Here is a 23,090-nt window from a genome sequence, read left to right on the forward strand (position 1 = left end):
GATTCCCCCGTGCCCGTACCCTGGTACGGCTATGACTCAGACACCCCAGAGCCCCCGCCCCCGACCCCTCCGGGTACTGGCCGCGATGTCCGGCGGTGTGGACTCCGCCGTTGCCGCCGCCCGCGCCGCCGAGGCCGGGCACGACGTGACCGGTGTGCACCTGGCGCTCTCCGCCAATCCACAGTCGTTCCGTACCGGCGCGCGTGGCTGCTGCACCATCGAGGACTCCCGCGACGCCCGTCGCGCGGCCGACGTCATCGGTATCCCCTTCTATATCTGGGACCTGGCCGAGCGATTCCGTGAGGACGTCGTGGACGACTTCGTCGCGGAGTACGAGGCGGGCCGCACCCCCAACCCGTGTCTGCGCTGCAACGAGAAGATCAAGTTCGCCGCGCTGCTCGACAAGGCCCTCGCGCTCGGCTTCGACGCGGTCTGCACCGGCCACTACGCCACGGTCGTCCGCAACGAGGACGGCTCACGCGAGATGCACCGGGCATCCGACATGGCCAAGGACCAGTCGTACGTCCTCGGGGTGCTGGACGAGCGCCAGCTCGCGCACGCCATGTTCCCGCTCGGTGACACGCTGACCACCAAGGACGAGATCAGGGCCGAGGCAGAGCGCCGTGGGCTGGCCGTCGCCAAGAAGCCGGACAGCCACGACATCTGCTTCATCGCGGACGGCGACACCCAGGGCTTCCTCGCCGCACGGCTCGGCACCGCCGAGGGCGACATCGTGGACGAGGCGGGCACGAAGGTCGGCAGCCACGAAGGTGCCTTCGGCTTCACCATCGGCCAGCGCAAGGGCCTGCGCATCGGCCACCCCGCCCCGGACGGCAAGCCGCGCTACGTTCTCGACATCTCCCCGGTCGACAACACGGTCACGGTGGGCCCGGCCGAGGCCCTGGACGTCACCGCGCTCACCGCGATCAAGCCCCGCTGGTGCGGAGACGCCCCGGTCGGCGCCGGTACGTACACCGCCCAGCTGCGGGCGCACGGCGGCGAGACGCCGGTCACGGCCGAGCTGGTGGAGGGCGGCACCCTCCATGTCACGTTCGACGAGCCGGTACGGGGCGTTGCGCCCGGCCAGGCGATCGTGCTCTACGACGGCACACGCGTCGTGGGCTCGGCGACGATCGCCACGACCGACCGCTCATCCCGGCAGGCGCCGCTTCGAGAGGCCGAGACCGCCGCGCCCTGAGGCCACCGGCACCGCCGGATCCAACGGGCCCCGGGCTGACCGACACCGTCAGCCACGCCCCGGGGCCGCCGGAGCCTCAGATCTCCTCGCCTCAGACCGCCTCGCTCGGTACCGCCTCGGTGTCGTAGAAGCAGAAGTGGTCCTTGATCCGGGCGACTTGGGGCAGCGGCTCCGGGTACGCCCAGACGAGGTCGGCTGCTCCGGGCAGCGACCAGTAGGACGCGTCTCCCTTGAAGGGGCAGTGGGTGTGGGTGTCCGAGGGGGTCAGCAGCTCGGTGCGGACATCCTCCGGCGGGAGGTAGTAACGCACCGGAAGCCCTGTCTCGTGCAGCAGCAGGGGGCGGCTGCTCTCCGCCAGGACACGGCCCTCGCGGACCACCCGTACATGATCGGTACCTTGCTCAACGGTGATGCGATGTCCAGTCGTCATATGTGATTCAGCGCATCCGACCCGGAACTTCTTCCCCGCGGGCTGCCTCTACCGTGGACGCATGAACATCTGTGTCTTCCTCTCCGCCGCCGATCTCGACGAGCGCTACACCCGCCCCGCCCGTGAATTCGCCGAGCTGCTCGGCAGGGGCGGCCACACCCTGGTCTGGGGCGGCTCGGAGAGCGGTCTGATGAAGGTGGTGGCCGACGGCGTACAGGAGACCGGCGGACGGCTCGTCGGGGTGTCGGTGGACTTCCTCGCGGCCAGGGCCCGTACCAACGCCGACGAGATGGTGATCGCATCCGATCTGGCCGAGCGTAAGGCGCTGCTGCTCGCCAAGGCCGACGCGGTGGTGATCATGGTGGGAGGAACCGGCACGCTGGACGAGGCCACCGAGATCCTGGAGCTGAAGAAGCACGGAAAGACCACGAAGCCGGTGGTCCTGCTCAACGCAGACGGCTTCTACGACGGACTGAAGCAGCAGTTCCAGCGGATGGAGGACGAGGGGTTCCTTCCCATTCCCCTCACTGACCTGGTCTTCTTCGCTGAGGACGGGGTAGCCGCGCTGGCCTACCTGGAGGAGTCGCAGGGCGTCCAGTAGTGCGACGATGGGGTCCATGGCTACACATGTGATCACTGGTGCCGGTTCCGGCATTGGCGCTGCTGTCGCGCGCCGTCTCCATGAGCGCGGCGACCACCTCGTCGTCGTGGCGCGTGACGCGGGGCGCGCCAAGGAGCTCGCCGGACGCTTCCCGGGCGCGTCGACCCTCGTCGCCGACCTGGCGAACCCCGACCGCATCTCCTGGGCGCTCGACAAGCAGACGATGCCCGGACAGGTCGACTCGCTGCTGCATATCGCGGGCATCGTCGATCTCTCTCCCGTCGCCGAGCTGCGTCCTCCGACCTGGCACCAGCAGCTGAACACCAACCTCATCGCTCCGGCCGAGCTGACCCGGCTGATGCTCCCGCAGTTGCGGACCGTCCAGGGCCAGGTCCTCTTCGTCAATTCCGGCGCGGGCCTCAACGCCCATGCGGAGTGGGCTGCTTACGCCGCCGCCAAACACGGTCTGAAGGCCCTGGCCGACGCCCTGCGCCAGGAGGAACGCGCCAACGGCGTCCGGGTCACATCCGTCTACCCCGGCCGTACGGCGAGCCCCATGCAGGCGAAGATCCACTCGCAGGAGGGCAAGGAGTACCGTGCGGAAGGCCTGATCGACCCGGAGTCGGTCGCCACCACCATCCTGACGGCCCTGGACCTCCCGCGTGACGCGGAGATCAACGATGTGACGGTGCGGGCAGGACGCTGACAGCGCTGACAGCGGGGAGCGTCCCGCCCGCCAGCCGGACAGACCCTAGCCGGACGGACCACCAGCCGGACGGACCACCAGCCGTGCACCGGCGCAGCGGTGCACGGCAGTGGACCCCGGGTCCGTGGCCCCTCGGTGGCGGGACCCGGCTACCTGTCGGAGGCCGCGTCCCGGTCCGCCCGTGCGGCTGCGGAGTCGGCGGCGTCCAGCTTCTTCTCCATCTCCGCCGCGCTCTCGCCGCTTCGGTGGGACGGAGTCGCCGTGGGCGCTTTCGTCCCACCGGAGCCGTGCCCCGCGCAACCCGCAGTGAGGGCGGTGAGCAGTGCGAGGGCCGACGCGGCGGAGGACATCGCGAAGCGCCGCCGCCCGGAGCGCCCGGATGCTGTCATCAACTGCTCGCCGTGTTACTGCCGGACGCGCTGGGGCTCGCGCCCTCACTCTTCTTCTGGGCGTTCTTCCTTCCGTTGTCGTTGGCCGCGCACCACGTCTTGACGTCCTTCAGGTCGTCCTGCCGCTGCTTCACCGCCGTGAGCAGCGCCTTCCGCGTGGTGAGACGGTGGCCGAGGTAGGTCGAGATGGCGGAGTCGTCCCTGGCCTTCGCGTTTTGGACCCGCTTCTCCAGGCGCTGCACGGATCCGACGACGTTCGCGCCCCCGTCCAGGCGCTTCAGCGCCCGGGCCAGCCGTTTGTCGACCTTGGGCAGACGCTTGCAGATCTGCCGGGCGCCGTCGCCCTTCGGAGTGTGGGCCGCCGGCGCGGCGGCGAGGGCGGTTGTGGTGGAGCCGGCCAGCAGGGCGGCCGCGGCCAGGCCGACCACGGCGGCCCGCCTGCGGTGTGCGGTGACGGGGAGCATGAAAGCCTCCTGATGTCGGTTGCTGCCGCCACGGTCGCGACGGCCGACGGCGACGCTAGAGACGTTCTTTGGGAAAATCCTGTGGGGGCGCGGTCGGTGGCGGCGGTGGCGGTGTCTGCCGCCACGGCGGCACCCGCGAATCGGATGGTGCGGATGGCGGGGGCGGCGTTGGGAGCAGGGGCGTCGCCGGCGGTCCGGATGATGCCGGTGGCGCGGGTGGTGCGTGAGGTATCGGCAGCCCGGACACTGCCGGTGGCGCGGTCGGCCGTTCCGCCGTGGCTGCCAGCCAGTTGTGCCGTTCCTGCCTCGGCGGCGCGTCCGTGCCCGCGGGAAGGCGCACGGTGATGCGGCAGCCCGGCCCGTCCGGCCGCTCTCCGGCCCACACCGTGCCCCGGTGCAGGGCCGCCTGCTGGGCGACGAGCGTCAGCCCGAGACCGCTGCCCGTACTGCCGGGTCCGCGACTGAACCGCGTGAATACCACCTGGCGTTCCTCCAGCGGGATGCCCGGCCCGCGGTCGTCCACGACGAGGACCAGCCCGTCGGCGTCCCGGTCGAGTACGACGTCGATCTCGGCCGGGCGGTCGGGGCCGCGGCCGTGGGCCAGCGCGTTGGCCAGCAGATTGTCCAGCATCAGACGCAGACCCGGCTCCCAGCCCTGGAAGCCGGGGACCGTCTCGGCCTCCAGGCGTATGACAGCGTCCGGGGCGCGCCTGCGGGCCTCGGCGACGGCCGCCCCGGCGATCTCCGCGACGTCCGTGTCGAGGAAGGCGTCGGCCTCCACGAGATCGGCGCGGCCCAGCGCCCGCAGTTCGTCCAGCAGGCGACGCAACCGCGCGTGCTCCGCGTGCAGTTCGTCCACGATGTCCGCCCGGTCCGCGTCCGGCAGGTCCCGGTGTGCCTGGAGGATGTCGAGGTTGGTGCCCATGGACATCAGCGGGGTGCGCATCTCGTGCGATGCCGCGGAGGAGAACGAGCGCGCCGTGTCCAGGGCTTGGGTGGTACGCACCGCCTGCTCGTCGTAGCGGGCGAGCACGGTGCGCACGGTCGCGGCCAGATCGTCCACTTCCCGGGTGCCGGTCGGCCGGTGGTGGAACCTGGCGGTGCTGGTACGGGGGTCGAGCCCGTTGGTGGCCCGCTGGAGACGCCGCAGCGGCCGGGTGGCTCCGGTGGCGAGCGCCCAGCCCACCGCGCCGCCGAGCGGCGCTGCGAGGATCGCCGCCATCGCCACACGCCTCCGTACAAGGCTCAGTTGGGTACGTGCCGCCGTGTCCGGCGAGAAGACCCACAGGGTGCCGGAGACCCCGGCCCTGCCGGTGGCGACAGGCCGGGAAAGCGCCCGCCACTGCCGCCCCTGACCGCGCACGGTGACGGGTCTGTGCGCCCCCTGGGGCAGTTGCACGCCGGGGCCGGGCTGCGGCCCGCCCGAGAACGTGCCCTCGGGGCCCGTGACCCGGACCCCCACGTCGAGCGCGGCGGCGTAGAGCCGGCGCGCCCGTGCCTGCTCCACAGGATCGGGGCGGTCCGCCGCCGCGGCCTTCAGCACGGTCCGCACCTCGGGGACCACGGCGGCGGCCCGGTCTCGCAGGTGCTGGTCCTGTTCGTGGTGGAGGTCACGCGAGACGAACTGGAGCAGCAGCCAGCCCGAGGCGATGACGAGCAGCGGAAGGGTGAGGCCGACGGCGAGGGCGAGCCGGGTGGAGAGCCTCATGAGCCGCCACCCTGTTCCCGCAGGACGAACCCGACCCCGCGCACGGTGTGGAGCAGCCGGGGAAGCCCGTCCGCCTCCAGCTTGCGCCGCAGATAGCTGACGAAGGTGTCGACGGCGTCGCTGCGCACCTCGGCGTCGTACCCCCAGACGCGTTCCAGCAACTGGTCGCGGGTGAGGACGAGACCGGCATTGCGTGCGAGGCACTCCAGGAGTTCGAACTCGCGCCGGGTCAGGTCCAGAGCCCGGCCGTCCCGCAGCGCGGTGCGCGCGGCGGGGTCGAGGACGAGGTCCGCCACGTGCACCGTGCCGAGGCCCGTCGGCGGCCTGCGGCGCAGCAGGGCGTGCAGGCGCAGCACCAGTTCCTGGAGAGCGAACGGCTTGACCAGGTAGTCGTCCCCGCCCGCCTGGAGACCGGCGATCCGGTCGGCCGTCTCGTCCAGTGCGGAGAGCATCAGGACCGGCAGGTCGGCGCCCTCGGCACGGAGCGCGGCGCAGACCTCCGTACCGGAGAGCCCGGGCATGGAGACGTCGAGTACGAGGACATCGGGCGGGGCAGCGCGTACCGCGGCGAGTGCCGCCTCTCCGTCTGCCGCGGTCCGGGTACGAAAACCGTTCAGGCGCAGCCCTCGGTCGAGGGATCTGCGGGTGGCCGCGTCGTCGTCCACGACCAGCACGTTCCCGGAACTGCCGTACGGGTCCATGTGCTCTCCTTCCTCTTCTTCGTCTACCCGGCCGCTGAACCTGGGCTTACCGGCTGCCCTCGTCTGTGCCACGGCACCTCCACTGCCGGAGCGGCCGCCGACGACTCCGGCGATGATCAGCCAGACGGAACCTCCTGGTCGGCCAGGGTGACCTGGTTTTCGGGGGAGACCAGGAAGCCGGCCCAGCCCACCCTGACCACGCCGTACTGCGCGCCGATGACAGCCATCCTGCTCCCGGCGAGGTCCTCCGCACTCGTGTAGAGGGAAGCGGGCAGCTCGGCCCGGTGCAGCTCACGGCCGGTCCGCGCGTCCCGTACGAGCAACTGTGCCGAACCCGGAGCCTTCTGCTGCTTCGCCTCCAGCGGGGGCCGGTACTGGGGTATGTACGTCCGGCCGTCGCTGGTCCGGGGAAACCCCAGTGCATACCCCTTCTTCGCCTTCACGGTCCACAGCACCTTGCTGCTGCTGTCGTCGCTCACCCGCCGTGCGGTGAAAGTGGTGTCGTCGTCGGAGCCGAGGATGACCATCCCGTCACTGACGCTGCGCAGATACAGGTGGTGCGAGAGGAAGGCCGAATGCACCCGGGGCTGTGACCCCGACACGTCCACCGTGACCAGGGAGCCGACTGGCGTGAGGGTGACCAGGGTGTGGTCCCCGAGCCGTCCGTAGTCGAGATACGGGTCCCGGAGGTGCCAGCGCGACCGGCCGTTGGCCGGATCGAGTCCGTACAGCCCGTCCTCCGACCCGGAGCAGTGTCTGGCGTCGAACGCCTCGGTATCCGCCAGGTCCACCGGGGGCCGGTAGTCCCACCGTTCGCATCCCCTGGGCGGGGCGAGGGACCAGAGCTTCTTCCCGTTCCGTGCCGACAGGCCGGTCAGCCGGTCCTGCTGGTTGATGACCACGGTGCCCCCGGCCCGCCAGACGCGGTCCTGGGAGTCCTCCCTGACCTTCCCAGCCACCTTCGTGTGCCAACCGGGCTTCCCGCTGCGCAGATCCACTGAGACCGCGAGTCCGTCGTCGTACCAGAGGACCACCGCGCCGCCCCCGACGACCGACTCCGATATCAGCGCGGCCTTCTCGCGCCCGTACTGCCAGTAGGTCCGGCCCGTACGGACGTTGTCCGCCGTGATGCCGTCGTTCCGCTCGTGCAGAGCCAGCCCGTCGACGACCACCGGCGAAGCGTCTCCACCACTCGGCAGCACCCGGCCGGGCCGCTCGGGTGCGGCGGTGCCCAGTGCGGTGGGGAAGGCGCCATGTGTGCCACTGATCTGCTCGTGGTAACGGGTGAGATACGTGTACGTCTGCCATCCGCCGATCGCGAGGGCCAGTACGGTCACCACGGTCGTCAGCCTGATCCATCTGCCACGAATCCAGCCGCCCGCGGCGCGTGCCGACTGGGCCGGTGTGCGCCGTATCCGCGGAACGGCGTACCGGTCGTGCGCCGGTGGCCCCGAAGCGGCCTCCTTATTATCGTCGCCGGAATTCCACGTCCAGCCGTCCAGCCGTTCCTTCATCGGTCTCCCCCTTGACGCCCGTCCGCTGATGCCTGTCTGCCGAACCCGCCCGCGACGGTACTCACCGATACATACACCGCCCGGCCCGGCCCGGTTCCGCCCGGGACCTCTCGTACGCTTCGGGGGTGAGTGAGAAGAGCGAGTTCAGCTGGGGTCCTGCCACCGCGATCGGGTCCATGCCCGGCGGGGACGCGCGGGAGAGCGTGAAAACCGTCGTCGGGACCTTCGAGGACTTCCCCTGTCTGCCGGAGCTGCCGGCGCGCGGGCCCGGCGCGGACATGACCGGGCGCACCCTCGGGATGCTCGTCGACATGTACGCGCACGTGGAGCCCAGCGGCTGGCGGGTGAGCGACCGGCCGGGCCGCGACACCAGGCGGGCACGCTCCTGGCTCGGCGAGGACCTCGACGCGCTGGAGGAGTTCACCCAGGGGTACGAGGGGCTGCTCAAGGTCCAGGCGGTCGGTCCCTGGACGCTGGCCGCGGGGCTCGAACTGCGGGGCGGAGAGGCCGCACTCGGGGACCCGGGGGCCTGCCGGGACATCGCCGCGTCGCTCGCCGAGGGGCTGCGCGCCCACCTGGCCGAGGTGCGGCGCCGGGTGCCAGGTGCCCGGGTGGTGCTCCAGCTCGACGAACCGTCACTGGTCCCCGTACTGCGTGGCCGGATCAGGACGGCCAGCGGATACCGGACACACCGGGCCGTCGACAGGCAGCTGGCCGAGAGCGCGCTGCGGGACGTGATGGCGGTCGCCGACGGAGCCGCGATCGTGCACACCTGCGCGCCGGAGGTGCCGTTCGCCCTGCTGCGGCGGGCCGGCGCCTCCGGTATCTCGTTCGATTTCAGCCTCCTCACCGAGCGTGATGAGGAGGCGGTCGGGGAGGCTGTGGAGGGCGGCACACAGCTCTTCGCCGGTGTGGTGCCGGGCACTGACACCGCATTGTCGGACCCTGCCGGTAGCGTCATGGGTGTCAGGAAGCTGTGGCGCAGGCTGGGGCTGAATCCGGGGACTCTCGCCGAGTCGCTGGTGCTCACTCCGGCGTGCGGGCTCGCGGGCGCTTCACCCGGGTACGCCCGCACGGCACTCGCCCACTGCGCCCGCGCGGCGAGATCACTCGCCGACAACCCTGAGTAGCGGGATCGGTTTCATCAACGGGAGGACGAGACGGTGGCTGTCGAACAGCAAGGTGCGGTGCCGGCGGAGGCACGGGAGCACCACGCCCAGCTGGCCGAGCAGATCGAGGAGCACCGCTTCCGGTACTACGTGAGGGACCAGCCCGTCGTCAGCGACGCCGAGTTCGACACGCAGCTGCGTGCGCTGGAGGCCCTGGAGGAGCAGTACCCGGAGCTGCGCACCCCGGACTCACCGACGCAGAAGGTCGCCGGGGCGTACGAGACGGAGTTCACCTCCGTGCAGCACCGCGACCGGATGCAGTCCCTGGACAACGCCTTCGACGAGGAGGAACTCGCCGCCTGGGCGGAGCGGGTGGCGCGCGAAGTCGGCTCGCCCGGCTACCACTTCCTGTGCGAGCTCAAGGTGGACGGCCTCGCGGTCAACCTCACGTACGAGCACGGCAGGCTGGTCCGGGCCGCCACCCGCGGTGACGGGCGCACCGGCGAGGACATCACGCCCAACGTCCTGACGATCGAGGACATCCCGCACCGGCTGCGCGGCGAGCGGGTCCCGGAGTTGGTGGAGATCCGGGGCGAGGTGTACTTCCCGATGGAAGCCTTCGAGGGGCTCAACGCCCGGCTGGTGGAGGCCGGTGACAAGCCCTTCGCCAACCCGCGCAACGCGGCGGCCGGTTCGCTGCGCCAGAAGGACCCGAAGGTCACCGCGACCCGCCCGCTGCACATGGTCGTCCACGGTATCGGCGCCAGGGAGGGCTTCGACATCGACTGCCTGTCCCATGCGTACGAGCTGCTGCACGAGTGGGGCCTGCCGACCGCCAAGCACAACAAGGTGGTGGACGACCTCGCGGGCGCCCGCGACTTCATCGCGTACTTCGGCGAGAACCGGCACTCCGTGGAGCACGAGATCGACGGCGTGGTCATCAAGCTGGACGAGATCCCGCTCCAGGGGCGGCTCGGCTCCACCTCACGGGCACCGCGCTGGGCCATCGCCTGGAAGTACGCGCCGGAGGAGGTCAACACCAAGCTGGTCAACATCCGTGTGGGCGTGGGGCGTACGGGCAGGGTCACGCCGTACGCACAGGTCGAGCCGGTCACTGTGGCGGGTTCCGAGGTCGAGTTCGCGACCCTCCACAACCAGGACGTGGTGAAGGCCAAGGGTGTGCTCATCGGCGACACCGTGGTGCTGCGCAAGGCCGGTGACGTCATCCCCGAGATCCTCGGCCCGGTCGTGGACCTGCGGGACGGCAGTGAGCGGGAGTTCGTGATGCCCGCCGAGTGCCCCGAGTGCGGTACGGCGCTGCGGGCGATGAAGGAGGCCGATATCGACCTCCGCTGCCCCAACGCCCGTTCCTGCCCCGCCCAGCTGCGTGAGCGGCTCTTCTACCTCGCGGGCCGCAAGTCCCTGGACATCGAGAACTTCGGCTATGTCGCCGCCGCCGCGCTCACCCAGCCGCTGGAACCGCCCGAGCCGCCGCTCAGGGACGAGGGCGACCTCTTCGACCTCACCATCGAGCAGTTGCTGCCCATCAAGGCGTACGTCCTCGACCAGGACAGCGGTCTCCCCAAGAGGGACCCGAAGACAGGTGAGGAGAAGATCGCCACGGTCTTCGCCAACCAGCAGGGCGAGCCCAGGAAGAACGCGCTCGCGATGCTGGAGAACATCGCGGCAGCCAAGGAGCGACCGCTCGCGCGGGTGATCACCGGCCTGTCGATCCGTCATGTGGGCCCGGTGGCGGCGGAGGCGCTGGCACGTGAGTTCCGTTCCGTCGAGCGGATCGAGCAGGCCACGGAGGAGGAGCTGGCCGCCGTGGAGGGCGTCGGGCCGACCATCGCCGCCTCGCTCAAGCAGTGGTTCGAGGAGGACTGGCACCGCGAGATCCTCCGCAAGTGGCGGGCCGCGGGCGTCCGTATGGAGGACGAGGCCGGTGCGGACGAGGGGCCCCGACCGCTGGACGGGCTGACGGTGGTCGTCACCGGGACCCTGAAGCACCACACACGGGATGGCGCGAAAGAGGCTCTCCAGAGCCTCGGGGCGAAGGTCACCGGTTCCGTTTCCAAGAAGACCGCGTTCGTGGTGGTCGGCGAGAGCCCCGGTTCGAAATACGACAAAGCGGTGCAGCTGAAGGTCCCCGTACTGGACGAGGAGGGCTTCGCTGTGCTGCTCGAACAAGGCCCTGACGCGGCCAGGGAGGCCGCGGTGGCGGCGGAGGAGTAACGGAGGAGGGGCGAGGGCGGTGGGGCCAACCTCACCCGTTCGGCCCATAGCAGATGGTTCGGGACGGTCAGGTCGCATTCGGGCAAGACCTGCAGAGCGCTGCCCGTCGGAGCCTTCCGCGGCCTACTGTTGACTGAGTGCGCCCGTCGCCCTCGGCTGCAATGGGTCTGCCCTGCTCTTCTGGAGATTCTTCCTCTGGAGTTTCTTCCCGAGTCCGGGACAAGATATGAGCCGTGACGGCATGACAGCGGGCCATCACGTGCAGGGGCACCGCCGGCTGTGAGAGGGACGGGCATGAAACCGACCGAGAGCGCCGATCCCGGGTCGCGGGTGCGCGGTTTCGCGCAGCTCGCCCACTCCGTGGCGAGGCTGCCCGCTTTCCCGTTCGTCGTGGGACTGGCCGCACTGGTCCTGGTGACGGGACTGTTACAGGCCGTCAGTGACGACCGCGCACTGTTTCCCGACGGCACGGCGGGCTGGGCGCTGGCCGTCCTGACCGGCATCATCGTGGGCCACCTGGTCGCGCTCGGCCGCGACCGGTGGTGGGGCGGCACCGGTTCCGGCGCCGCCCTCACCCTTGCCGTCCTGTTGCTGTACGGCTGGCTGCCCGCGGCACTGGTCAGTCTGGCCGTCGTCGTCCTCGTCGGGGCCGCCCGCAGCAACCGCTGGCGGCAGGGGCTGCTGCACGGAGCATCCGACATCCTGGGCATCGGCGCCGCTGCCCTCGTCCTCGCCGCGTTCGGCGAGACCCCCACGGTCGAACACCCCTGGCAGCCACTCGGCTGGGGGATCGGCTCCGCGGTGGAGATCGTACTGGCGGCCGTCGCCTATATGGCCGTGGTCCGAACGCTGCTCTGGTCCGCGGTGCCGCCGCCCAGCCGCAGCCTGCCCACGGTCACCCGTACGGCGCTCGTCAGGCAAGGCCTCGTCGGTGTCGCGCTGCTCGGAATCGCTCCGCTGATCTGTGTGGTCGCGGTCTCCCTGCCGCTGCTGCTGCCGCTCTTCGCGGTGCCGCTGATCGCCCTGGACTCCACGCTGTGGATCGCCAGGGCCCGCGCCGAGGAGCAGCTGCGCGACCCGCTGACCGGACTGCCCAACCGCCAGTGGCTGCTGGAGCGAACCTGGGCCGCGCTGGCGGAGGCGGAGAACGGCGGATACCGGTCGTCACTGGTGCTGATCGACCTCGACCGGTTCCGCTCGGTCAATGACACGCTCGGGCATCTCGCGGGCGACCGGCTGCTGTTGCAGATAGCGGAACGGCTGCGGTTCGCCCTGCCGCGCGGCGCGGAGGTCGCCCGTCTCGGCGGAGACGAGTTCGCCGTGCTGCTCCCGGCTGCCGACTCGGCGACGAGCGTGATGCGTATCGCACGGCATCTGGTGGCCGAGCTGAGCTCACCGCTCGACCTCGACGGACTGACGCTGGTACTGGAGGCGAGCGCCGGCGTCTCGGTCTTCCCCGACCACGCGCTCGACGCCGAGGGGCTGCTCCAACGTGCCGACGTGGCGATGTACCAGGCCAAGCGGGACCGCACGGGTGTCGAGGTGTACGAGTCGAAGCGGGACTCCAACACCCCCGACCGGCTCGGGCTGCTCGGCGATCTGCGGCGCGCCCTCGATGCGGGCGATGTGGAGCTGCACTACCAGCCGAAGGTCCGGTTCGACGGCCAGGTGGCCGGTCTTGAGGCACTGGTCCGCTGGGTCCACCCGGAGCGTGGCAGGGTCCCCCCGGACGAGTTCATCGCCATCGCCGAGTCGTCGGGGCTGATGCCGCATCTCACCGAGTACGTCCTGGAGACGGCACTGGCCCAGGTCGCCAAGTGGCGCCAGCAGGGGCTGAAGGTCCCGGTGGCGGTCAATGTCTCGCCGCGCGATGTGCACACCCCCGGTTTCGCCGGGGCGGTGGCCGCGCGGCTGGCCAGACACGGGGTGCCGCCGGGCGCTCTGCAACTGGAGATAACCGAGCATGTCCTGCTGGAGGATCCGCAGCGGGCCGCGGACACATTGGCCGGGCTGACCGCCCACGGCGTGAAGATGTCCCTGGACGACTTCGGCACCGGATACTCGTCCCTGGTCCATCTGCGGCGGCTCCCGGTGAGCGAGCTGAAGATCGACCGGTCGTTCGTGGCCCGGCTCCCGGTGGACAACGAGGACGCCGAAATCGTTCGCTGCACGGTCGACCTGGCCCACTCGCTCGGCCTGATCGTCGTGGCCGAGGGCGTCGAGGACGACGAGACCTGGGAGCGGCTCCGCGACCTGGGCTGTGATGCGGTACAGGGCTGGCTGGTGGCGGCCGCGATGCCTCCGCACGAGGCCACCGCGTGGCTGCTGGCCCGGGGTTCCCGGGGATGGCAGCGGCCTGCGGAGCTCGCCGCCGCTGCGGCCGCGGAGAAGGAGAAGCTGTTGTCGGGCCAGGTGGCACTGCACAGCCGGCCGGGACCGCGGCAGGACCCGCGCCCGTAGCCGCCCCGCAGCCGTACTCTCGGCGTCGGGCCGGCAACAGGGCGCCGCGGACCACGACCACGGACCACGGACCACGAGCAGGGCATCAGGCCGGCAACAGGGCCCCGCGGACCATGAGCAGACCGTGCAGAGGGCAGCTGCGCTTCTGGCCCGGCTCCGCCCCCGCGACAACCCTCGGTCTCCTGCCCTTACGGCCGCCATCGCAAGCCGCCGCACGCGGCCCAGGGCACGCCACCGGGCGGCCCTGTGGTGTCCGGCCGACGGTCTTTCAGGAGGGGCAGAACCGTCTCCGGGGCGTCCTCGGCGAAACCGTTTAGTGGCCACGGGCCCCGGCCCCATAGGATTGGGCCAAAATCCACACACTCACCCCTGAGGATCGCTGCATGCCTGGCATCACGCGCGAGGAGGTCGCCCACCTCGCACGGCTGGCACGTCTGGAGCTGAAGGACGAAGAGCTCGACCACTTCGCCGGACAGCTCGACGACATTCTCGGCGCGGTCGCCCGCGTCTCCGAGGTCGCCGACCAAGACGTACCGCCGACCTCCCACCCGCTGCCGCTGACGAATGTCATGCGCGCGGACGAGGTCCGTCCGTCGCTCACCCCGGAGCAGGCCCTCTCCGGTGCACCGGCCCAGGAGCAGCGGCGTTTCAAGGTGCCGCAGATCCTGGGGGAGGACTAACCCATGACGGACATCAACATCATCAAGCTCACCGCCGCCGAGATCGCCGAGAAGATCGCTTCCGGTGAGCTCACGGCCGTCGAGGTCACCGAGGCGCATCTCGCCCGCATCGCGGCCGTCGACGAGAAGGTCAACGCCTTCCTGCACATCGACCGCGAGGGGGCGCTCGCGCAGGCCCGCGCGGTCGACGCCAAGCGGGCGAACGGTGAGAAGCTCGGACCGCTGGCCGGCGTGCCCCTGGCGCTGAAGGACATCTTCACCACCGAGGGCGTCCCGACCACCGTCGGCTCCAAGATCCTCGAAGGCTGGCTCCCGCCGTACGACGCGACCGTCACGAAGCGTCTCAAGGCCGCCGACGTCGTCATCCTCGGCAAGACCAACATGGACGAGTTCGCCATGGGTTCCTCGACCGAGAACAGCGCCTACGGGCCCACCGGCAACCCCTGGGACCTCACCCGTATCCCCGGCGGCTCCGGCGGCGGCTCGTCCGCCGCGCTGGCCGCCTACGAGGCCCCGCTGGCCATCGGTACGGACACCGGCGGCTCCATCCGCCAGCCCGCGGCCGTCACCGGCACCGTGGGCGTCAAGCCGACCTACGGCGGGGTCTCCCGCTACGGCATGGTGGCGTTCTCGTCCTCCCTCGACCAGGGCGGTCCCTGCGCCCGTACGGTCCTGGACGCGGCCCTGCTGCACGAGGCCATCGCCGGACACGACCCGCTCGACTCGACCTCCATCGACGCCCCGGTCCCGCCGGTCGTCGACGCCGCACGCAACGGCTCGGTCGCCGGGCTGCGCGTCGGTGTCGTCAAGCAGTTCCGCGGAGAGGGCTACCAGGCCGGGGTCATCCAGCGTTTCGACGAGTCCGTCGAGCTCCTCAGGGGCCTCGGCGCCGACATCGTGGAACTGGACTGCCCCTCCTTCGACCTGGCGCTCTCCGCGTACTACCTGATCGCCCCCTCGGAGTGCAGCTCCAACCTGGCCCGCTTCGACGCCATGCGCTACGGCCTGCGGGTCGGCGACGACGGTACGAAGTCGGCCGAGGACGTCACCGCGCTCTCCCGTGAGGCCGGATTCGGCGACGAGGTCAAGCGCCGCATCATCCTCGGCACGTACGCCCTCAGCTCCGGCTACTACGACGCGTACTACGGCAGCGCCCAGAAGGTCCGCACCCTCATCACCCGGGACTTCGAGAAGGCATTCGGGGAGGGCGGCGTCGATGTGATCGTCTCACCGACCACGCCGACCACCGCCTTCCCGATCGGTGAGCGCGCCGACGACCCGATGGCGATGTACCTCGCCGACCTGTGCACCATTCCGACCAACCTGGCCGGCAACTCCGCCATGTCGCTGCCCTGCGGCCTGGCGCCCGAGGACGGGCTGCCGGTCGGCCTGCAGATCATCGCCCCCGCCATGAAGGACGACCGGCTGTACAAGGTCGGAGCTGCCGTCGAGGCCGCCTTCGTGGAAAGGTGGGGGCACCCGCTGCTTGAGGAGGCTCCGTCGCTGTGAGTGCTGTCAGCAAGGCCAAGGGATTCAAGAAGTCCAAGGCCGGTACGTACCTGTCCATCGGAACCACTGCCTTCGGTGCGCTGAACGTGATCAAGCAGGCCAAGAAGGCCCGCACCGAGAACGACACGCTCCGTCTGGTCGACGCCGTTGTCTCCGCCGCCGCCATCGCCACCGGCATCGCCCTGCTCGTGCGTGAGCTGAAGCGGCTCGGCGACGACGACGTCCTGCTGGGCTGAGAGGGAAAGTCTCATCGTGACCGTCACTGAACTCGCGTCGTACGAGGAAGCTCTCGCGACGTACGACCCCGTCATGGGCCTGGAGGTCCATGTCGAGCTCGGCACCAGGACCAAGATGTTCTGCGGCTGCTCCACCGAGCTGGGGGCCGAGCCCAACTCCCAGACCTGTCCCACCTGTCTGGGCCTGCCCGGCTCACTGCCGGTCGTCAACGCGATCGGCGTCGAGTCGGCCATCAAGATCGGTCTCGCGCTGAACTGCGAGATCGCCGAGTGGTGCCGCTTCGCCCGGAAGAACTACTTCTATCCGGACATGCCGAAGAACTTCCAGACCTCGCAGTACGACGAGCCGATCGCCTTCGACGGCTATCTGGACGTGCAGCTGGAGGACGGCGAGACCTTCCGGGTGCAGATCGAGCGCGCCCACATGGAGGAGGACACCGGCAAGTCGCTGCATGTCGGCGGCGCCACCGGCCGTATCCACGGCGCTTCCCACTCGCTGCTCGACTACAACCGCGCGGGCATCCCGCTCATCGAGATCGTCACCAAGCCGATCGAAGGAGCGGGCGAGCGCGCCCCCGAGGTCGCCAAGGCGTACGTCGCCGAGCTGCGCGAGCTGATCAAGGCGCTGGGCGTCTCCGAGGCCCGGATGGAGATGGGCCAGATGCGCTGCGACGTCAACCTGTCGCTGCGGCCGCACGGTGTGGAGAAGCTCGGGACGCGCTCGGAGACGAAGAACGTCAACTCGCTGCGCTCGGTCGAGCGTGCCGCGCGCTACGAGATCCAGCGCCACGCCGCGGTGCTCGGCTCCGGCGGGTCGGTCGTGCAGGAGACCCGGCACTTCCACGAGGAGGACGGCTCCACCACGGCCGGCCGCATCAAGGACAACGCCGAGGACTACCGGTACTTCCCGGAGCCCGACCTGGTCCCCGTCGCGCCCGCGCGCGACTGGGTCGACGAGCTGCGCGGCGCGCTTCCCGAGCTGCCGCGGGTACGCCGCAACAGGCTGCGTGAGGAGTGGGGCGTCTCCGAGTTCGACATGCAGTCGATCCTCAACGCCGGTGCGCTGGACCCGATTCTGGCCACCATCGACGAGGGCGCCCCGTCCGACCAGGCGCGCAAGTGGTGGATGGGCGAGCTGGCCCGGCACGCCAACGAGAGCGGCCGTGACCTGGCCGCGCTGCCCATCACGCCCGGCCAGGTCGCCCGGGTGGCCGAACTCGTCGCCGCCGGTGATCTCAACGACAAGCTGGCACGCCAGGTCATCGACGGTGTGCTCGCCGGTGAGGGCGGTCCGGACGAGGTCGTCGAGAAGCGCGGTCTCAAGGTCGTCTCCGACGACGGCGCCCTCGGCGCGGCCGTGGACGAGGCCATCGCGGGCAACGCCGCCATCGCCGACAAGATCCGCAGTGGCAAGGTGGCCGCCGCCGGTGCGCTCGTCGGCGCGGTCATGAAGGCCACGAGGGGACAGGCGGACGCGGCGCGCGTCCGTGAGCTGATTCTGGAGAAGCTCGGCGCCGAAGGCTGAACCGCCCACGCACGGTCGCACGGGGCCGCGCCCCGGACTCCGCCCGGGCGCCGGGTGAGGCGATCGCAGGCCCGGCCTGAGATCACCTCACCCGGCGCCGCGGGACACGGAGTTCCGGGGCGCGGCCCCGGCCCGCTCCCACCGCGGAGCCCGCTTCCACCACGGAGCACGTCCTGAACACCGTCCCCGCCGAGATCCTCTCCGTAGCGCTGCTCCTCGGCGTGCTCGCCTTCGCCGTCACCCGCCCCCAGGGCCGGCCGGAGGCGGCAGCCGCCGTGCCCGCGGCCGGACTCGTGGTCCTTTTGGGCGCTGTATCGCCCTCCGAGGCCTGGGAGCAGACGCGCACCCTGCTGCCCGTGGTGGCCTTCCTCGCCGCCGTGCTCGTGCTCTCCCAGCTCTGTGCCGACGACGGGCTGTTCGACGCCGCGGGCGACTGGGTGGCGCGGGTCTGCGGCGGCCGCCCGGTGGGGCTGCTCGGCGGTGTCTTCGTGGTCGCCGCCGTGGTGACCGCCGTCCTCAGCCTGGACGCCACCGTCGTCCTGCTCACGCCCGTGGTCTTCGCGACAGCCGCGCGGGTCGGGGCCCGGCCGCGCCCGCATGTCTACGCCTGCGCGCACCTCGCCAACTCCGGCTCCCTGCTGCTGCCCGTCTCCAATCTGACCAATCTGCTGGCGTTCTCCGCGAGCGGTCTGACCTTCACCCGCTTCGCCGCTCTGATGGCCTTGCCGTGGGGGGCGGCCGTGGCGGTCGAGTACGCCGTCTTCCGCCGCTTCTTCGCCACCGACCTGGCCGCCCCCGCGCACCCGCCCGAGGAGGCGGAGCGGGCCGAGATGCCGGTGTTCACCCTCGTCGTCGTCGCTCTGACGCTCGTCGGCTTCGTGGTCACCTCCTTCGCGGGCGCCGAACCTGTCTGGGCCGCGCTCGCCGGGGTGCTGGTGCTCGGTGTCCGCGCGCTGCGCCGTCGACGGACCACCGTCACGGGCCTGGTGCGCGACGCCAACCCGTTCTTCTGCCTGTTCGTGCTCGCGCTCGGGGTCGTCGTGAAGGCGGTCGTCGACAACGGACTGGGCGACGGGATCGGGCAGTTGCTGCCCGGCGGTGCCGCACTGCCCGCCCTCCTCGCGGTGGCCGGGACCGCTGCGGTCCTCTCCAACGCCATCAACAACCTGCCCGCGATCCTGGCGCTGCTGCCGGTCGTCGGCCCCGCCGGGCCCGGACCGGTCCTCGCCGCGCTGATCGGCGTGAACCTCGGGCCCAATCTGACGTACGTGGGCTCGCTCGCCACCCTGCTGTGGCGCCGCATCATGACCGAGCACGGGCAGGAACCCCGGCTCGGCACCTTCTCCCGGCTCGGCCTGCTGACCGTACCGGCGACGCTGGCCGTGTCAACGGTGGCGCTGTGGGGAGCGCTGCGGGTCATCGGCGTCTGACCGGCGGGCTCCCCGATCCGGCGGGCTCCCCGATCCGGCGGGCGCCCCGGGCCGGCGTACTCTCCCGGCCGGAGGACTCTCCCGGACCGGCGGCCCCCGAGACCGGTCAGCGCAGGCCGATGTCCCCGCGCAACTGCTCCAGTTCCCGCCGGTCCCGCTTGGTCGGCCGGCCCGTGCCCCGGTCGCGCACCGGGATGTCCAGCACCGCTTCCCGGGGCGGGGGCGGCGGGCTGTTGTCCACGTAGCACTCGGCCGCGACCGGCGGACCCACCCGCTTGCGGACCAGGCGGGACACCTCGACGATCCGCTGGCGTCCCGCGTGGAACAGCCGCACCTCGTCGCCCGCCTGCACGGCGTGGGCCGGCTTGACGCGCTCGCCGTTGAGGCGGGCGTGACCGGCCCGGCAGGCGGCAGCCGCCTGCGCGCGTGTCTTGGTGAGGCGCACCGACCAGATCCAGGTGTCGAGCCGTACGGTCCCCTCTTCAGCAGCCATACCCCGACCTTACGGCGGCGCGGACCCCTGTGACTAACCCCACGAAACAGTCAATTGATCACTTTTCGATGCCAGAGTGATGCGCCGAAGGTCTGCACTCTTTACGGTTTATTCCCGTTAAAGGCTGATGAACCACCCAGGTCTGATGAACCACCCAGGTCGACCCCGAGGGAGCAGTCCGTTGGCAGCCGTCGCGCGATGGTGCATCAGGCACCGCCTGCTGGCCGTTCTCCTCTGGCTCCTCGCCCTCGGCGGTACCGCGGCGGCCGCGGGACTCGCGGGCTCCGCGTACTCCAACGACTACGAAGTGCCGGGTACGGAGTCCGGGCGGGCCACCGCCCTGCTCGACCAGGGCTTCCACGGCCTGGGCGGCGACAGCGACACCATCGTCTGGCACACCGCGCAGGGCAGTGTCCGCGCCTCGGGCGTCGAACAGCGGATGACGCAGACTCTCAACAAGATCGGCGACCTCCCGGGGATCTCCTCCGTCGGGGCGCCGCGCACCAGCGCCGACGGGCACACCGCCTATGCCGTGTTCACCTTCGGCGCGCAGTCCGACGAGATCCCCGAGCCGCAGGTCAGGGCCGTGGTCGACACGGCGAAGGCGGCCGAGGCCCACGGGCTCCAGGTCGAGCTGGGCGGCAGCGCCATAGCGCTCACCCAGACCACCGGCGTGCACCTGAGCGAGGCCATCGGGGTCGGTGTCGCCGCGCTGGTGCTCTTCCTCGCCTTCGGCGCCTTTGCCGCGAGCCTGCTGCCCATCGCCACCGCCCTGGTCGGCGTCGGTACCGCGTACGCGGGCATCGAACTGCTCGGGCACGTCATGACCGTCGCCGACTTCGCGCCGATGCTCGGGATGCTGATAGGGCTCGGCGTCGGCATCGACTACGCGCTGTTCATCGTGACCAGACACCGCAAGGCACTGCGCCGGGGGCTGCCGGTGGCCGACGCGGTGACGCACGCGGTGAGCACGACGGGCCGCGCCGTCGTCTTCGCCGGGGCGACGGTCTGTATCGCCCTGCTCGGCATGCTCGTGCTGCGGCTGGACTTCCTCAACGGTGTCGCCGTCGCGGCCTCCTTCACGGTCGTCCTGACCGTGCTCGCGTCGGTGACCCTGCTGCCCGCGCTCCTCTCGTTCATCGGAATGCGGGCGCTGAGCCGCCGTGAGCGCGCCCGGCTCGCTGAGCGCGGCCCGCAGCCCGACGTGCCGGGCGGCTTCGCCGCGCGCTGGGCGGCTTTCGTGGAGCGGCACCCCCGGGCACTCGGCGCACTCGCCGCCGCGGTGATGCTGGTCCTCGCGCTGCCCACCCTCGGGCTCCATCTGGGCACGTCCGACCAGGGCAACAGCCCGGCGGGCTCGACCACCCGGCAGGCGTACGACCTGATCGGCAAGGGGTTCGGGCCCGGAGCCAACGGCCCGCTCACCCTGGTCGCGAAGCTGGACGGCGCGGGGGACCGGGTGGCGATGGACGCGATCCCCGCCCGCCTGCGTACGACCACCGGTGTCTCATCCGTGAGCCCGGTCACCTACAACGGCAGCGGTGACACGGCCCTCGTCACGGTCGTCCCCGAATCGGCCCCGCAGTCGCAGCGGACCAGCGACCTCGTCGACCGGCTGCGCACCGACATCCTTCCCCGGGCCGAGAGCGGGACCTCGCTCGCCGTCGATGTCGGTGGTGTCACCGCGAGCTACGACGACTTCGCGAAGGTGATCGTCGGCAAACTTCCGCTCTTCGTCGGTGTGGTGATCGCGCTCGGCTGTCTGCTCCTGCTGCTGGCGTTCCGCTCCCTCGGTATTCCGGTCAAGGCCGCGGTGATGAACGTGGCAGCGGTGGCCTCCGCGTTCGGGGTCGTCATCGCCGTCTTCCAGTGGGGATGGGGGAGCGAACTGCTGGGGCTCGGCAGGGCGGGACCCATCGAGCCCTTCCTGCCGGTGATCATGGTCTCGGTGCTCTTCGGGCTCTCCATGGACTACCAGGTCTTCCTGGTCAGCCGGATGTACGAGGAGTGGCGTGAGACCGGCGACAACCGGCGTGCCGTCCGGATCGGCCTCGCCGAGACCAGCCGTGTGATCAACTCCGCGGCCGTCATCATGATCTCGGTCTTCCTCGCCTTCGTGCTCAGCGGCGACCGGGTCATCGCGATGTTCGGGATCGCCCTCGCCGCAGCTGTCGCGCTCGACGCCTTCGTCCTGCGCACACTCCTGGTCCCGGCCCTGATGCACCTGCTCGGCCGGGCCAACTGGTGGCTGCCCGGCTGGCTGGACCGGCGGCTGCCCCGGATCAGTATCGAGGCGCCCGCCCCCGGTGCCCGTGCGAGGATTCCGGCGGAGCGCACGCCCGTGGTGGAGGAGAGTCATGTTCGCGATATCGCTCGGTGACGGCGCCGAGCTGGGGCCCCTGGAGCCCTGGCAGGCAGAGGAGTACCTCGCCCATATCGACCGGGGGCGCGACTTCATCGGTCAGTACATCAAGCTGACCGACGTGGCCGTGGACCTCCCGTCGGCGCGGGCGTTCCTCCAGTCGTACGCGGACAGGCAGGCGGCGGACGGCGGCCGGATCTTCGGCATCAGGCTGGACGGCACGCTGGTGGGAGGGGTCCTTTTCCCGCACTTCGACGCCGCGACGGGCTGCTGCGAGGTCGGCTGCTGGCTGGAGCCCGCCGCGGTGGGACGCGGACTGATCACCCGCGCCGCAGGACTCCTCATCGACTGGGCGGTGGACGTGCGCGGGATGCACCGCGTCGAATGGCAGGCCGCCCGCGGGAACACCGGCTCCGTCAACGTCGCGAAGCGGCTCGGAATGGTGCACGAGGGCGTCCTGCGGCAGAACCACCTCCATCGGGGGACCCGGTACGACACCGAGGTCTGGGCCCTCCTGGCGTCCGAGTGGAAGGCGCACAGAGAGCATTAAGCCCGCTCTCAGAAAGTGCCCCTAGCGTGCGCCGTATGAACGCCACCACCAAGACCGACACGACCGACGACTCCGCCGCCAAGGTGCAGGACGCCGAGGCCGAAGAGGCCGCGGCGGAGGCGACCGCCGAGGACAACGACATCGACGCGGACGAAGCCGCGGCGGAGGCCGCAGCCGAGGAAGCGGCCCAGGAGGCCGAACTGGCGGGGAACAGCCCCGCTGCCGCCCGCCCCGGGATCGGCGCGGGCGCGGCGGCCGTCGTCGCCGCAGCGCTCGGCTTCGTCGGGCTCTCCGGCAGCTGGATGGGCAAGGTGCTCTCCGAGCGCGAGACCCTGACCGGCCAGCTGAAGCTCTCCCAGGGCGCCAGCGCCTCGCAGCAGATCCACGAGGTGTACGCCGACTCCTGGCACACCACCGCTCTCGTCAACGGCGTCTTCGCACTGCTGGCACTGATCGTCGGGGCCCTCGTACTGGCCCGTCCGTTCTTCAGCTTGCCCGTCCGCCGGCAGGCCGTCTGGGTCCGGGCCGTCTCCTGGGGCGCTGTCGGCGTCGCCGTCATCGGCCTGATCGTCGCCGTCGGCATGTACTTCGACCTGTTCGCCGCGCTCCCGTCCGCCCCCGCCACCGCGCCCGCACCAACCCAGTAAAACCGCAGGACCGGAACCTGTAAGGCATCCCCGAGGGGGCCTGGGCCGTACGTAAGCACTCACGTACCGCGCCTAAGGCCCCCTCCGCCATGAGGATCGGGCACTCGCCCGATGCGGCGAACCCCCCTGGGAGACGAGAGTCG

General features: G+C 70.9%; 21 protein-coding genes. 14 read left to right on the forward strand and 7 right to left on the reverse strand.

The window, feature by feature from the left end; genetic code table 11:
- The first annotated feature begins 31 nt into the window (after positions 1–31).
- On the forward strand, positions 32–1,198 hold the full coding sequence (gene mnmA / locus ACFXBC_RS02340; protein WP_385017667.1) for a tRNA 2-thiouridine(34) synthase MnmA: 1,167 nt from the start codon (positions 32–34) through the stop codon (positions 1,196–1,198).
- A 91-nt stretch (positions 1,199–1,289) separates the two neighbouring features.
- Here the strand turns inward: mnmA and ACFXBC_RS02345 are convergent, their stop codons facing one another.
- Positions 1,290–1,628, reverse strand: coding sequence for a DUF427 domain-containing protein (locus tag ACFXBC_RS02345; protein ID WP_385017670.1), 339 nt, complete (start codon positions 1,626–1,628; stop codon positions 1,290–1,292).
- Between the two features lie 61 nt (positions 1,629–1,689).
- Between ACFXBC_RS02345 and ACFXBC_RS02350 the strand changes: the two genes are divergently transcribed.
- Both ACFXBC_RS02350 and ACFXBC_RS02355 read left to right on the forward strand, forming a co-directional pair.
- A complete protein-coding gene (locus ACFXBC_RS02350) occupies positions 1,690–2,229 on the forward strand; it encodes a TIGR00730 family Rossman fold protein (RefSeq protein WP_385017673.1) in 540 nt (179 codons plus the stop codon).
- 7 nt (positions 2,230–2,236) lie between these two features.
- The gene (locus ACFXBC_RS02355) at positions 2,237–2,935 is read left to right on the forward strand and encodes an SDR family oxidoreductase (RefSeq protein WP_385017675.1); all 699 of its coding nucleotides are present in this window, start codon (positions 2,237–2,239) and stop codon (positions 2,933–2,935) included.
- Between the two features lie 149 nt (positions 2,936–3,084).
- On the opposite strand, the gene ACFXBC_RS02360 is transcribed toward ACFXBC_RS02355, so the two are convergent.
- The 5 genes from ACFXBC_RS02360 to ACFXBC_RS02380 all read right to left on the reverse strand — a co-directional run bounded on the left by ACFXBC_RS02360 (position 3,085) and on the right by ACFXBC_RS02380 (position 7,711).
- Positions 3,085–3,324, reverse strand: a complete 240-nt coding sequence (locus ACFXBC_RS02360) for a hypothetical protein (protein ID WP_385017678.1) — start codon at positions 3,322–3,324, stop codon at positions 3,085–3,087.
- Positions 3,324–3,788, reverse strand: coding sequence for a hypothetical protein (locus ACFXBC_RS02365; protein ID WP_385017681.1), 465 nt, complete (start codon positions 3,786–3,788; stop codon positions 3,324–3,326). The genes ACFXBC_RS02360 and ACFXBC_RS02365 overlap by 1 nt, the downstream gene beginning before the upstream one ends.
- A 55-nt stretch (positions 3,789–3,843) precedes the next feature.
- Positions 3,844–5,496 carry a sensor histidine kinase gene (locus ACFXBC_RS02370; RefSeq protein ID WP_385017684.1) on the reverse strand — a complete coding sequence of 551 codons (1,653 nt, stop codon included), beginning with the start codon at positions 5,494–5,496 and terminating at the stop codon, positions 3,844–3,846.
- Entirely contained in the window at positions 5,493–6,197 is a 705-nt protein-coding gene (locus ACFXBC_RS02375) for a response regulator transcription factor (RefSeq protein WP_385017687.1), read from the reverse strand. Before ACFXBC_RS02375 ends, ACFXBC_RS02370 begins: the two co-directional genes overlap by 4 nt.
- A gap of 116 nt (positions 6,198–6,313) precedes the next feature.
- A complete protein-coding gene (locus tag ACFXBC_RS02380) occupies positions 6,314–7,711 on the reverse strand; it encodes a PQQ-binding-like beta-propeller repeat protein (RefSeq protein ID WP_385017689.1) in 1,398 nt (465 codons plus the stop codon).
- A gap of 125 nt (positions 7,712–7,836) precedes the next feature.
- Here ACFXBC_RS02380 and ACFXBC_RS02385 point away from each other — a divergent pair, with 125 nt between their 5' ends.
- From ACFXBC_RS02385 to ACFXBC_RS02420, 8 genes are all read left to right on the forward strand, one after another.
- Positions 7,837–8,841: a methionine synthase gene (locus ACFXBC_RS02385; protein ID WP_385017692.1), complete on the forward strand. Its 1,005-nt coding sequence runs from the start codon at positions 7,837–7,839 to the stop codon at positions 8,839–8,841.
- A gap of 33 nt (positions 8,842–8,874) precedes the next feature.
- On the forward strand, positions 8,875–11,055 hold the full coding sequence (gene ligA, locus ACFXBC_RS02390; RefSeq protein ID WP_385017695.1) for an NAD-dependent DNA ligase LigA: 2,181 nt from the start codon (positions 8,875–8,877) through the stop codon (positions 11,053–11,055).
- Between the two features lie 294 nt (positions 11,056–11,349).
- Complete coding sequence (locus tag ACFXBC_RS02395; RefSeq protein WP_385017698.1) at positions 11,350–13,515, forward strand: putative bifunctional diguanylate cyclase/phosphodiesterase; 2,166 nt, start codon at positions 11,350–11,352, stop codon at positions 13,513–13,515.
- 383 nt (positions 13,516–13,898) lie between these two features.
- Positions 13,899–14,195 carry an Asp-tRNA(Asn)/Glu-tRNA(Gln) amidotransferase subunit GatC gene (gatC, locus tag ACFXBC_RS02400; protein ID WP_266852761.1) on the forward strand — a complete coding sequence of 99 codons (297 nt, stop codon included), beginning with the start codon at positions 13,899–13,901 and terminating at the stop codon, positions 14,193–14,195.
- A gap of 3 nt (positions 14,196–14,198) precedes the next feature.
- A complete protein-coding gene (gene gatA / locus ACFXBC_RS02405) occupies positions 14,199–15,704 on the forward strand; it encodes an Asp-tRNA(Asn)/Glu-tRNA(Gln) amidotransferase subunit GatA (RefSeq protein WP_385017702.1) in 1,506 nt (501 codons plus the stop codon).
- Positions 15,701–15,940: a hypothetical protein gene (locus tag ACFXBC_RS02410; protein ID WP_385017705.1), complete on the forward strand. Its 240-nt coding sequence runs from the start codon at positions 15,701–15,703 to the stop codon at positions 15,938–15,940. The genes gatA and ACFXBC_RS02410 overlap by 4 nt, the downstream gene beginning before the upstream one ends.
- Before the next feature lie 16 nt (positions 15,941–15,956).
- Positions 15,957–17,465 carry an Asp-tRNA(Asn)/Glu-tRNA(Gln) amidotransferase subunit GatB gene (gene gatB / locus ACFXBC_RS02415; RefSeq protein WP_385017708.1) on the forward strand — a complete coding sequence of 503 codons (1,509 nt, stop codon included), beginning with the start codon at positions 15,957–15,959 and terminating at the stop codon, positions 17,463–17,465.
- A 173-nt stretch (positions 17,466–17,638) separates the two neighbouring features.
- Positions 17,639–18,895 carry an SLC13 family permease gene (locus tag ACFXBC_RS02420; RefSeq protein ID WP_385017839.1) on the forward strand — a complete coding sequence of 419 codons (1,257 nt, stop codon included), beginning with the start codon at positions 17,639–17,641 and terminating at the stop codon, positions 18,893–18,895.
- 106 nt (positions 18,896–19,001) lie between these two features.
- Here ACFXBC_RS02420 and ACFXBC_RS02425 read toward each other — a convergent pair whose 3' ends face one another.
- On the reverse strand, positions 19,002–19,388 hold the full coding sequence (locus tag ACFXBC_RS02425) for an RNA-binding S4 domain-containing protein (protein ID WP_385017711.1): 387 nt from the start codon (positions 19,386–19,388) through the stop codon (positions 19,002–19,004).
- A 181-nt stretch (positions 19,389–19,569) separates the two neighbouring features.
- On the opposite strand from ACFXBC_RS02425, the gene ACFXBC_RS02430 reads away from it, so the two are divergent.
- From ACFXBC_RS02430 to ACFXBC_RS02440, 3 genes are read left to right on the forward strand one after another with little or no spacing between them, the layout of a single operon-like run.
- Positions 19,570–21,768 carry an MMPL family transporter gene (locus ACFXBC_RS02430; protein WP_385017714.1) on the forward strand — a complete coding sequence of 733 codons (2,199 nt, stop codon included), beginning with the start codon at positions 19,570–19,572 and terminating at the stop codon, positions 21,766–21,768.
- Entirely contained in the window at positions 21,746–22,300 is a 555-nt protein-coding gene (locus ACFXBC_RS02435) for a GNAT family N-acetyltransferase (RefSeq protein ID WP_385017717.1), read from the forward strand. Before ACFXBC_RS02430 ends, ACFXBC_RS02435 begins: the two co-directional genes overlap by 23 nt.
- A gap of 35 nt (positions 22,301–22,335) precedes the next feature.
- Complete coding sequence (locus ACFXBC_RS02440; RefSeq protein WP_385017720.1) at positions 22,336–22,947, forward strand: hypothetical protein; 612 nt, start codon at positions 22,336–22,338, stop codon at positions 22,945–22,947.
- Positions 22,948–23,090 lie beyond the last annotated feature (143 nt).

The sequence above is a fragment of the Streptomyces sp. NPDC059398 genome (genome assembly GCF_042751845.1).
Classification (GTDB): domain Bacteria; phylum Actinomycetota; class Actinomycetes; order Streptomycetales; family Streptomycetaceae; genus Streptomyces.

What these genes read in the sequence shown, in the direction of transcription:
- mnmA (WP_385017667.1), top strand. Translation starts at nt 32, where the DNA reads ATGACTCAGACACCCCAGAGCCCCCGCCCCCGACCCCTCCGGGTACTG.
- ACFXBC_RS02345 (WP_385017670.1), bottom strand. Translation starts at nt 1,628, where the DNA reads ATGACGACTGGACATCGCATCACCGTTGAGCAAGGTACCGATCATGTA.
- ACFXBC_RS02350 (WP_385017673.1), top strand. Translation starts at nt 1,690, where the DNA reads ATGAACATCTGTGTCTTCCTCTCCGCCGCCGATCTCGACGAGCGCTAC.
- ACFXBC_RS02355 (WP_385017675.1), top strand. Translation starts at nt 2,237, where the DNA reads ATGGGGTCCATGGCTACACATGTGATCACTGGTGCCGGTTCCGGCATT.
- ACFXBC_RS02360 (WP_385017678.1), bottom strand. Translation starts at nt 3,324, where the DNA reads ATGACAGCATCCGGGCGCTCCGGGCGGCGGCGCTTCGCGATGTCCTCC.
- ACFXBC_RS02365 (WP_385017681.1), bottom strand. Translation starts at nt 3,788, where the DNA reads ATGCTCCCCGTCACCGCACACCGCAGGCGGGCCGCCGTGGTCGGCCTG.
- ACFXBC_RS02370 (WP_385017684.1), bottom strand. Translation starts at nt 5,496, where the DNA reads ATGAGGCTCTCCACCCGGCTCGCCCTCGCCGTCGGCCTCACCCTTCCG.
- ACFXBC_RS02375 (WP_385017687.1), bottom strand. Translation starts at nt 6,197, where the DNA reads ATGGACCCGTACGGCAGTTCCGGGAACGTGCTGGTCGTGGACGACGAC.
- ACFXBC_RS02380 (WP_385017689.1), bottom strand. Translation starts at nt 7,711, where the DNA reads ATGAAGGAACGGCTGGACGGCTGGACGTGGAATTCCGGCGACGATAAT.
- ACFXBC_RS02395 (WP_385017698.1), top strand. Translation starts at nt 11,350, where the DNA reads ATGAAACCGACCGAGAGCGCCGATCCCGGGTCGCGGGTGCGCGGTTTC.
- gatC (WP_266852761.1), top strand. Translation starts at nt 13,899, where the DNA reads ATGCCTGGCATCACGCGCGAGGAGGTCGCCCACCTCGCACGGCTGGCA.
- gatA (WP_385017702.1), top strand. Translation starts at nt 14,199, where the DNA reads ATGACGGACATCAACATCATCAAGCTCACCGCCGCCGAGATCGCCGAG.
- ACFXBC_RS02425 (WP_385017711.1), bottom strand. Translation starts at nt 19,388, where the DNA reads ATGGCTGCTGAAGAGGGGACCGTACGGCTCGACACCTGGATCTGGTCG.
- ACFXBC_RS02435 (WP_385017717.1), top strand. Translation starts at nt 21,746, where the DNA reads ATGTTCGCGATATCGCTCGGTGACGGCGCCGAGCTGGGGCCCCTGGAG.
- ACFXBC_RS02440 (WP_385017720.1), top strand. Translation starts at nt 22,336, where the DNA reads ATGAACGCCACCACCAAGACCGACACGACCGACGACTCCGCCGCCAAG.